Genomic DNA, 10,142 nt, shown 5'->3' with positions numbered 1-10,142 from the left:
CCCGCCGGATCGTGGACGGCGACGTGCCCGAGAACCTGAAGTCGAAGGTGATCTACTCGCTCGACATGGGTGCGCTGATCGCCGGCGCGAAGTATCAGGGCGAGTTCGAGGAGCGTCTGAAAGCGGTCGTGCAGGAGGTTACGGCCACCGAGGGCGACATTCTGCTCTTCATCGACGAGATCCATACGCTCGTCGGCGCAGGCAAGTCGTCGGGGGCGATGGATGCCGCCAACATCCTCAAGCCGGCGCTGGCCCGCGGCGAACTGCGGACCATCGGCGCCACGACGCTCGACGAGTTCCAGAAATACTTCGAGCAGGACAAGGCGCTCGAACGCCGTTTCCAGAAGGTGATGGTCGACGAACCGACGCAGGAGGACGCCGTGTCGATCCTGCGCGGGTTGAAGGAGCGTTACGAAAACCACCATCAGGTGCGGATCAAGGACGAGGCGATCGTGGCGGCCGTCGAGCTCTCGACGCGCTACATCACGTCGCGCTTCCTGCCCGACAAGGCGATCGACCTCGTCGACGAGGCGGCCTCGCGTCTCAGGCTGGAGATGAACTCCGTGCCCGAGGAGATCGATACGCTCGACCGCCGCGTGCGGCAGCTCGAAATCGAGCGCGAAGCGATCCGCCGCGAGAACGACGGGGAGCGGCTCGCGCAGCTCGACAAGGAGATCGAGGAGCTCAGGTCGAAAGACGCCGGCATGCGTGCCAAGTGGCAGAGCCAGCGCGATCTGCTCCGGAAGATCCAGACCGAGAAGGATGCGATCGAACGCTTCAGGATCGAGGCCGATCAGGCCGAGCGTCAGGGCGACTACGGCCGCGTGGCCGAGATCCGCTACGGGCGCATTCAGGAGGCCGAGAAGCGCATCGCGGCCTTGCAGGAGGAGTTCCGCCTCACGGCGTCGGGCGACGCGATGATCAAGGAGGAGGTCGACGCCGAGGACGTCGCCGAGGTCGTCTCGCGTTGGACGGGCATTCCCGTGCAGCGGATGCTCGCCTCGGAGCGCGAGAAACTGCTGCACATGGAGGACGAGCTGCACAAGCGCGTCGTGGGGCAGGATCAGGCCATTGCGGCCATTTCCGACGCCGTGCGCCGTTCGCGCGCCGGGCTGAGCGATCCCCGCAAGCCGATCGGGTCGTTCATCTTCCTCGGCACCACGGGCGTGGGCAAGACCGAGCTGGCGAAGGCGCTCGCCGAATTTCTCTTCAACGACGATTCGATGCTGACCCGTATCGACATGAGCGAGTATCAGGAGCGCCACAGCGTCTCGCGTCTGGTGGGCGCGCCTCCGGGATACGTCGGCTACGACGAGGGCGGACAGCTCACGGAGGCCGTGCGTCGCAAACCCTACTCGGTGGTGCTGCTCGACGAGATCGAGAAGGCCCATCCCGACGTCTTCAACATCCTGTTGCAGGTGTTGGACGACGGACGGCTCACCGATAACAAGGGCCGCACGGTGGATTTCCGCAATACGATCGTCATCATGACCTCGAACATGGGGTCGCAGATCATACAGGAACATTTCGCACAGGCTTTCTCGGGCGGGAAGATCGCGCCCGAGGTGGTCGAGAAGACGCGGCAGGAGGTGATCGACCTTCTGAAACAGCAGCTCAAGCCCGAGTTCCTGAACCGGATCGACGAGATCGTGATGTTCGAGCCGCTCACGAAGCGGGACATCGAACGCATCGTGGACATCCAGCTCGGCATCGTGCGGCGGATGCTGCGCGAGAACGGCATCGAGCTCGACTGCACGCCGGCGGCCCGCGAGTGGATCGCGGCGGCGGGTTACGATCCGCTCTACGGCGCGCGTCCCGTGAAGCGGACGATTCAGCGATACATCGTCAACGACCTTTCGAAGCGGATCCTCGCGGGAGACGTGAACCGCGAAAAGCCGATCCGCATCGACGCGGACAAGGAGGGGCTGACCTTCGTGAATTGACGGCCGGCGGCACCCCGAGAGCGGGGATGCGGGCGATCGCCCTCCGCCGGGCGGCGACGGGGGAGGGGACCGGAATCGAACGGTCCCCTCTTTTTTCGTCGGTGAGTGCGGCCGTCGTTCCGCCGCCGCTCCGCTGTTTCTCTGCTGCTGTCCTGTCGTCTCCCTGCCGCCGTTCCGCTGTTTTTCCGCTGCTGTCCTGTCGTTTCCCCGCCGTGTCCCTGCTGTTTTTCCGCTGCTGTCCTGTCGTTTCCCCGCCGTGTCCCTGCTGTTTCTCTGCCGGCGTCCTGTCGTCTCCCTGTCGCCGTTCCGTTGTTTTTCCGCTGCTGTCCTGTCGTCTCCCTGTCGCCGTTCTGCTGTTTCTCCGCTGCCCTATCGTTTTACCGCCGTGTCCCTGTCGTTGCTCCGCTGTCGCCGGCCTTCGTCCGTTCCCGTTCCGTGATGTGCCCGTGATGTGTTCGGCCCGGCGTTCGGCGAACGAAGAGGTCCCGTTCGTTTTCGCCGGAGACTTTGCGGGGACTTTCGCCGGCGAAGAAGCTGGGGCGACAACCGCGCGTCGTACGGCTTGGGGATTGCACTGCTTCGGAAGAAACCGTGCGAGAGGCGAAGAGGGCATACTGCGACCTCGCATTTTTTCCGTGCCGTGAATCGGACGGTTCGGTGTCGCACCGCCTACCCGGGAGCGTGTGGCCGCAGGATTTCCCTTTTTTGCCTTTCTTGTCGCTGCCCGCACCTCTTCTGTCGGCCGACTTCCGACGGTCGGAACCCGAAGAGGGCTGGGCGCGGCCCAAACATATCCCGGTTCGGTGTCCCTGCCGGTCCGAGCGGCTTTCGGACCGGCAGGGGCCTGCAATGCCGACGATCCGATCCTGCCCGTGCGGTGGACGACACGGGCGCCGACACGTGCGGCCTCCGGGAGGGGGGGCGGCGGCGGAAGTCCGGCCGCGTGGGTTCTTACGTCGGCAGGGATCCGGCGTGGTTCGGCTTTGCGGCGCAGGGCGCAATTCGTCCGTTCCCGTTCTCGGGCTCGTCCCGAGCCTCGGCTCCTGTCCGGCCCGAACGGTCCGGAGTTCGCCGCACGCTCCGGTCTGCGGGATGATCCCGTTCCGCGGGCCGGACATCCCTGCCTGCGTCCGGTCCGGCTTCGCGCCCGCCTGCCGCGGCCCCTATCGGAGGCGGAAGTTGGCGGCCAGACCGGCTATGCGGGCCAGCAGCGGCGTCCCGCTCTCGATGGCTGCGGCGTAGAAGCGGTGGAGCATGCGGCGGGGGCGGTCGCCGTCGTAGAAGAGCCGGGCGTCGTACTCCTCGGGCGGGAGCCCTCGTTTGAGGATCCATTTTTCGATGTTGAGCCGCCCGAGAATCACGTTCTCCCGGTAACGGTCGTAGTCGGGCTGCCCTTTCAGGTAGTCCGTAACGACGCGGTTGGCCGCGACGTATTGCGCGGCGGCGCGGGCGTCGAGCCGCCGCATGTAGGAGCCGTCGCGGGCCGCGCGGTAGCCGTAGAGCGGCCGGCGCACCGCGGCGATTCCGCGGGCCGCATGCATCAGGCGCGGCACGACGGCATAGTCCTCGGCGAAATCGATGCCTTCGACCGGGTAGATGTTGTGCTGCGTGCAGAGCGACCTGCGGATCAGGAGGCCCCATGTGCGGTTGGCGATGCGGTGGCTCTGCGCGAGAAGCACCCCGAGCCATCGCTCCCGCGACCAGCGGGGCGGCAGGAAGTCGAGCCGGCGCCCTGCGGAGGCATGCGCCGGGTCCTCCGAGGCGAAGTAGCCGCCGAAAACGAGGTCTGCCTCGGGGTGCTTCTCCGCTTCGGCGAGCAGTTCGAGTGCGGCCGATGGCATCACGATGTCGTCGCTGTCCGCATGGAGCAGCCATTTGCCGCGGGCCGCCTCGATCGCCGTGCGCCGTGCGGCGGCCAGTCCGCGGTTTTCGGGGTGGTGCAGCAGGCGGGTCTGCGCCACGCGGGCCGGATATTCGGCCAGCGCTTTTCCGAGGATTTCGATGCTCGCGTCGGGCGAGGCGTCGTCCACGAAGATGAATTCGATACCTTCCCACATCGTCTGCGAGAAGAGCGAGCGGGCGCAGTCGCCGATCCATCGCTCCACGCCGTAGACGGGAACGAGGACCGAAATCAGAATGGGCGTGTCAGCGTTCATAGGCGGATTTTTCGGGTAAGACGGCTTCGAACGCCGCGGCGAGGCGGCGGCTCAGCGCGTCGAAGTCGGCGATCGAGGCGTTGTCGTTGAGGCAGATCATCCGGTGGCGGCGGGTGCGTATCTCTTCCGAGATCGCTTCGATCGTCTCGTCGCCGAGCGTCATCAGCGCGCTGTCGCCGAAGCCGCGGGGTGCGAATTCGCCGCGGCAGAGCGCGTCGTAGCGGACGAGCCAGTGCGAGAGATCGGTGAGCGAGCGGAAGGTGTTGCGGCACGAGGCATCGAGCTGCGGGCCCCATCGCTCCCACGCCCGTTCGAACGAGCGGCGCAGATAGGGCTGAGGCATGTGGGGGTCGAAGATGCCCGTGAAGAACGACCACGGTGCGAGCGTGAGGCTTTTCAGGAGGTTGCCCGCGCCGTACCGGGGCGAGAACCATTTGCCCGGGTGGCGGCGCAGAACGTCGCGCTGGCGGTATGCCGCATTGATGAGTTCGAGGTCGTTGTAGACGATATGCCCCACCGACGAAGGCCGCACGACGCTCAGACGCGCCATGTCGCACGGTACGCCGCGGCGGAAAAAATATTCGGGAGGCGTGTCCCGCAGCAGAAAGGTGTCGTCGTTGAAGAGTACGAACCGTTCGGCGAGCCCCTCGATGCGGGCGATGTTCAGTTCGATGGTGTTCGAGTTGAACGTCGGCAGATACTCCGCCGGCATGTACTCCGCGTGGTTCACCACGTGGAGTTTCGGATGGGCCGTGTCGAGCCATGCGGGCAGATGCCCCCACGTGATGAAGTGGATGCGGCGTACCCACGGCGCGAAACGCTCCACGCCGCGGAACCAGTATCGCAGCGTGCGCCAGTCGCGGTAGCGGATTTCCGAGGCGTCTTCGTTGCTTGCGTTCCTGTTCTCGTTTCCGTTTCCGCCCTCGCTCTCGTTTCCGCTTTTGCTTCTGTTCCCGCTGTCGCACCCGTTCGCGGCGCGGCGTGCGGCGGCGAATGCTTGCCTCCAGCCGGGGTCGTCGCCGTCGACCCACGGGATGACGAAGTCGGTCGGCGCTATGGTTTCACTCTTCATAATCCTGTCTTATGATGCGGGGGGTCCGCGAGGCGGAAAGCGGCCGCCGTCGTGCGGCCTGCCGAGCGCTTCCGCCCGGCGGATACCCCGGTTTCGGCTTGCCGGATCCGTTCCCGTCCGCCTGCTTCGTTGTTTTCGCTCAGGGGCGTTTTGCATCCGTCGTCCGAGCGGAACGGCCCTCCCCCGGCGGATAAGCGTCCGTTTCGGCTTCGGGAGCTGCGTCCGATCTTTTCGGCGGCTGTTTTCTCCGGATTCCCCCCCCCTGTCTTGGGATGATTACGGTTCCTGCGGATCCGTTCCACGGCGCCTTTTCCCGCCGGCTGCTTATGTTGGTCTCCGGTCTTTCCGGTCGGCCGCATGCCGTCTCGGCTGTTCCGGTGCCCGGTCCGACTTCTTCCGTCCGGCTGCGTATGGCGTCTCTCGTCCTTTCCGTCCGGCCGCGGTTCGTGCATCATCGTTTCGCGGCGCCTTTTCCCGCCGCCCGTTCGCCGTTGCCCCCCCCCGGAAACGGGTGAACGACTATTGGATCAGCAGGTTGCATCCGCGGATTTCGCTGTGGTCGATGCGCCCTTCGATCGAGAAGGATCCGTCGGACAGAAGGCGCCCTATGTCCTCGGTCTGGATAAAAGCGCACGAATAGCGGTTCGCGAGGTCCACGATGTCGATCCCGCCGCGGCCGCCTGCCGGGTGCAGATCGAACGGATCGTTGACGTCGCGCACGAAGACCCGCATCCACGGCGGCGTACGGAAGATACCGCCGCCCCGGGAGTAGGCCTGCGACGTGAGTTCGGCCATGCCGTATTCGGAGTGGATCGCCTCCGTGCCGAAGGCGTCGCACAGGATGCGGTGAAACTCCTCTTTGGGCAGCTCTTCGCGGCGGCCCTTCATGCCGCCCGTCTCCATGACGACCGTATGTTCCAGTTTCGGAGCATAGCGTTCGGCCAGCTCCCAGAGGGCGTAGCTCACGCCCAGCAGGATCTTCGGTTTGGGGTCTGCGGCCATGTCCCGGAGCAGCCGGTCGTAGTCGTGCAGATAGAACCCGCCCGAGCCGCAGTCGGCGATCAGACGGTCGGCCATGTAGACCAGCGACGATCCCTCGCGTTCGAGGTAGTTGGGCAGCAGAGCATAGAGACTCAGCCGGCGGGGCTCGCCGTAAAAGAGCCTGAAAGCCGTGCGGAACGCCTCCTCGTAGAGGGCCAGCGACCGCATCGGATGGCGCGACGGGGTCATGCCCGTGGTTGCGCTCGACGTGAAGACGATCTCGGGCCGTTCCTCGCCGCAGTAGACCTCGCGCCACTTGAAGACGCCGATAGGCAGAAACGGGATGTCGTCGACGCTCTGTACCTGCCTCGGGTCGCAGCCGATAAGACCGAGGTATTCGCGGTAGGGGGCGCACCGCTCCGATTGGAAACGGAATGTCTCCAGCGCCGCCTGTTCGAAAGTCCGGTCGTCCGCGATGCGGAACAGCATCTCTTCGCGAATCATGGTACAAAGATACGAAAAGTCGGGCGCAAAACGAATTTTATTCGTATTGCCGGGGCGGAGGATCCGGGACGAAGCCGAGGATGCGAACGAGTCGGGGGCAAAAACGAATCCCGTTCGTTCTTGTCGTGGCGGAGCGTCCGGGACGCAAACACGGCGTCGAAGGCGCGGATAAGTCGGGGGCGGAAACGAATACACGGGCCAAACCGCTCCGTGGTGGCGGCGGCTCATTTATGCAGGCATTCCGTGGGCATCGCACCGCCGGCAAACATCGGAAGCCTCTGTGAGTTGTGCTATCCGAACGGAGGCTGCGCATCCCGACTGCGGCACCCGATTCCCGACTTGCCGCATGGTGCGGGTTCCGTCAGTTTTTCGAGAAGGGGAGGGGATGTGCTCTTCAGGGGATTCGGAGGCTTATTGCCAGAGCCGTATGCCGACGGATATGCGCAAGGGCTTCGATGCGCTGTGCGTCGAAAGCCCGTCGGGGCGTGGGTCGTGATCCGCTCGGTGGTGGGGTTTGCATAGCTGCATAGGGACAATTTGTCCCCACGAAAGAGGCCGGCGTTTCGTTGCGCCTGCGCATCTTATCAAGATAGCCGTCGGGTTTACGCTGTCGGTAAGTACGGCGATAATATCAAGAATCGAAAGTACCACTTGCCCGCCTCGTCGTCCCTTTGCGTTCTTCGAACGGTTGTATCGCCCGCTTTTGGGTCATGGCTCTGTTTACTCTGATTTCCTGAACCCGATTGGCCGGGGCTTTTTGCGGGCCTCGGGAACTTTGACCGACAGGGCCGCGATGGCTTCGTAGATGTTGTCCAGCTCCCTGCGCATGTCTTCCGAAAGATCGTTCACCGCCTCGGCATTATCCTCGTCCGCCCGCTCCAGCAGAGCCAGCTTCGCCCGGATTTCGGACAGCTCGGCCGTGATGGTCGAAGTAGTCATAATGTAATTGCGCATGGCCACGAAGGCATCCATAATCCGGATGCTGATTTGTATCGCCGTCGGACTGCGTAAAACAGCTGAAAGCATGGATACTCCCTGCTCGGTGAAAGCATAAGGACGTTTACGTGTGCCGCCCCAACTTGATGTTCCATTTTGGAATATCAAAAATTCCTGTTCTGTCAGTTGAAACATGAACCGTTCCGGAAAACGTTCGATATTTCGCTTTACAGCTTTATTCAGGTTGCCGGTCGTAACGCCGTAAAGTTCGGCCAAATCGCGGTCGAGCATCACGCGCTGACCGCGGATTTCATAGATTTTGCTTTGGATCGTAGTGAGTTCTTCCATTGGGTCGGGCAAAATGAACGGTTATTTCTCTTCCTTCGGGAGTTTGAACCCGATTGGCCGGGGCTTTTTGCGGGCCTCGGGAACTTTGACCGACAGGGCCGCGATGGCTTCGTAGATGTTGTCCAGCTCCTTGCGCATGTCTTCCGAAAGATCGTTCACCGCCTCGGCATTATCCTCGTCCGCCCGCTCCAGCAGAGCCAGCTTCGCCCGGATTTCGGACAGCTCGGCCGTGATGGTCGAAGTAGTCATGATGTAGTTGCGCATTGCCACGAAAGCACGCATAATGGCGATATTCGTTTGAATAGCGGCGGCACTCTTTAATACACTGGAAAGCATGGCTACACCTTGTTCGGTAAAGGCAAACGGCATATACCTTATACCTCCTTTGTTTGAGATCACAAATTGTGATCTCAAACTGTCTTTCAAAGAGTTAAACTCGTCTGCGGTCAGTTCGAACATGAAATCCGACGGGAATCGTTCGATATTTCGGCGGACGGCCTGTTTCAAAACGCGCGTTTCCACTTGGTAAAGCGCCGCAAGGTCGAAGTCGAGCATTACGCGCTGGCCGCGGATTTCGTAGATTTTGCTCTGGATCGTAGTGAGTTCTTCCATCGGGTCGGGGCTGGCAGGTAGGGTGTTTTATTTCTCGATTTGCTGTTTGTAGTAGTCGAATTGTTTTCGGCAAACCTCTTCTACGATATTAAATAATAAATTCACTTTTGGGACAAGTGCGTCTACAACCTCCTTCGGAACAACGAATTTGTCGTTATAGCGGGCTTCGATATAGGAGCGTTCGAGCAATTCGAAATGGCGTTTTTCTTCTTCGGTATCTAATGGAAACACCTTTGCCAATTCCAATGTGTAAGCCTTGCACTTTTCAATCAAGAATTTCAGAACATGCTCTTTGTGCCCGTATAGAATAAATACCAACGGAATCGCTTTTAAAAGATGTTCAACGACCTGATGAAGATTGTATGTGCTATAAGTATATCTTTCTTTTGAATAATCTAATTGAAAATACTCATAATGGCTTACAGCCCGATTTAGTTTCCCATTATAGTATTCTTTCGCCATTTTCAGAATTTCGGAATAATTCAACTCGCGCGGTGTGGCTAACTGACATTCCCCCGAATCGTAAAGCATAACCCCTTGCGTCAAAATATCGACATAGAAATAACGGCCCTCGGAAAGCGCGTTATTGAATTTGGAAATGCTTTCATTGATAATCTGCGGATAGGTCTGAAACTTTCCTTTACACCGTAAAAAGCGGTCTTTGATGCGACTGTCCACCGTTGATTCTTTCGACCCTAACCGCCTTTGCGTAACGACCAGAATATCGTAATCGCTCATAAATTGGATTTCGCCGCCGCCGAAATCTCGCTGTATATCCAGTTCGACATAGGTGTTTCGGGCATAGCTGCCGTACAGAATAATCATTACGACATCCTTTACTTCATCGCGGATCAGTCCGACCAGTTCGCGTAAATCCCGCTGTTTGCGTTCGGGTAGAAAATCAATGGATTGCTTCATACCCACAAAATTAGCAAGATTTTTCCAAAAACACACGGCCGGATTGCGTTAGATTCGATTTTCTTCGTATATTTGCCTTACGATTCCTTAAAGGCAGTTTCGTTGAACCGGGGCAACATAGGTTGTCCGAGAACAAACTGAAAAGGCAATTACCATGCAAACTTTAAGGAATTATCATAACTCGGCATAGCCGACGGACATAATCATAAAGGGTAAACAACTCTTTATACCTCATTGCAAACTTGGGCCCCTCTTCGGAGGTTGTTTAATCTGGGTATAAATGTTGTCAGTCCTTGTTATGTCCCGCATATTTTTTGCGGGACACGACAGGGGCGCAGGACAGCTTCCAGATTAAGGTTCCCAAGACCTGCAATGAGGGGCTGACACCGCGCCCCCCTTTTTTATTTTCTGCGGGCGCATCATCCACTAACCCGAAACCGTTATGCGCCGCCATTTGCCGAATACATTACATCATACGGATTGCACCCGCCGAACGACCGCCGGCAGGCGGAATCGGTATGCGCGGGCGGCAAGTCGTATCGGCTGCGGCATTGCAAACGCTCCGGGTGCGGGACAAATGAATTCTTCACGTCGACGTTGCGTCACCGATTTATCCCTCGACGGTTCCGCACCCGTTTTTTCTATCGTATGGTTCACCCGAGGATCAATCGA

The 10,142-nt window shown here is 60.3% G+C and carries 7 protein-coding genes; 1 reads left to right on the top strand and 6 read right to left on the bottom strand.

Features of this window, described 5'->3' with window-relative positions:
• Positions 1 to 1,943 (top strand): ATP-dependent Clp protease ATP-binding subunit (locus BN3659_RS08900; protein WP_091536324.1); only part of this gene is annotated, 1,943 nt, incomplete at its 5' end.
• Between the two features lie 1,163 nt (positions 1,944 to 3,106).
• On the opposite strand, the gene BN3659_RS08895 is transcribed toward BN3659_RS08900, so the two are convergent.
• The 6 genes from BN3659_RS08895 to BN3659_RS08865 all read right to left on the bottom strand — a co-directional run bounded on the left by BN3659_RS08895 (position 3,107) and on the right by BN3659_RS08865 (position 9,470).
• Positions 3,107 to 4,099 carry a glycosyltransferase family 2 protein gene (locus BN3659_RS08895; RefSeq protein ID WP_091536323.1) on the bottom strand — a complete coding sequence of 331 codons (993 nt, stop codon included), beginning with the start codon at positions 4,097 to 4,099 and terminating at the stop codon, positions 3,107 to 3,109.
• Positions 4,089 to 5,171, bottom strand: coding sequence for a Stealth CR1 domain-containing protein (locus BN3659_RS08890; protein ID WP_091536321.1), 1,083 nt, complete (start codon positions 5,169 to 5,171; stop codon positions 4,089 to 4,091). The genes BN3659_RS08895 and BN3659_RS08890 overlap by 11 nt, the downstream gene beginning before the upstream one ends.
• A gap of 519 nt (positions 5,172 to 5,690) precedes the next feature.
• Entirely contained in the window at positions 5,691 to 6,656 is a 966-nt protein-coding gene (locus BN3659_RS08880; RefSeq protein ID WP_091536318.1) for a long-chain-fatty-acid--protein ligase, read from the bottom strand.
• Between the two features lie 720 nt (positions 6,657 to 7,376).
• Positions 7,377 to 7,940 carry an ORF6N domain-containing protein gene (locus tag BN3659_RS08875; protein ID WP_091536316.1) on the bottom strand — a complete coding sequence of 188 codons (564 nt, stop codon included), beginning with the start codon at positions 7,938 to 7,940 and terminating at the stop codon, positions 7,377 to 7,379.
• A gap of 21 nt (positions 7,941 to 7,961) precedes the next feature.
• Complete coding sequence (locus BN3659_RS08870) at positions 7,962 to 8,552, bottom strand: ORF6N domain-containing protein (protein WP_091536314.1); 591 nt, start codon at positions 8,550 to 8,552, stop codon at positions 7,962 to 7,964.
• A 27-nt stretch (positions 8,553 to 8,579) separates the two neighbouring features.
• Positions 8,580 to 9,470 (bottom strand): HEPN domain-containing protein, encoded by an 891-nt coding sequence (locus BN3659_RS08865; protein ID WP_091536312.1) that lies wholly within the window; start codon positions 9,468 to 9,470, stop codon positions 8,580 to 8,582.
• Positions 9,471 to 10,142 lie beyond the last annotated feature (672 nt).

It is taken from the genome of Alistipes sp. CHKCI003, assembly GCF_900021155.1.
GTDB classification, from domain to species: Bacteria; Bacteroidota; Bacteroidia; order Bacteroidales; family Rikenellaceae; genus Alistipes; species Alistipes excrementavium.
Note: the sequence above shows the minus strand (reverse complement) of the source record. Positions and strands in the feature narration are given on the sequence as shown.

Bases quoted from the DNA above. Each gene is read 5' to 3' on its own strand.
- BN3659_RS08895 (WP_091536323.1), bottom strand. From the start codon at position 4,099: ATGAACGCTGACACGCCCATTCTGATTTCGGTCCTCGTTCCCGTCTAC.
- BN3659_RS08890 (WP_091536321.1), bottom strand. From the start codon at position 5,171: ATGAAGAGTGAAACCATAGCGCCGACCGACTTCGTCATCCCGTGGGTC.
- BN3659_RS08880 (WP_091536318.1), bottom strand. From the start codon at position 6,656: ATGATTCGCGAAGAGATGCTGTTCCGCATCGCGGACGACCGGACTTTC.
- BN3659_RS08875 (WP_091536316.1), bottom strand. From the start codon at position 7,940: ATGGAAGAACTCACTACGATCCAAAGCAAAATCTATGAAATCCGCGGT.
- BN3659_RS08870 (WP_091536314.1), bottom strand. From the start codon at position 8,552: ATGGAAGAACTCACTACGATCCAGAGCAAAATCTACGAAATCCGCGGC.
- BN3659_RS08865 (WP_091536312.1), bottom strand. From the start codon at position 9,470: ATGAAGCAATCCATTGATTTTCTACCCGAACGCAAACAGCGGGATTTA.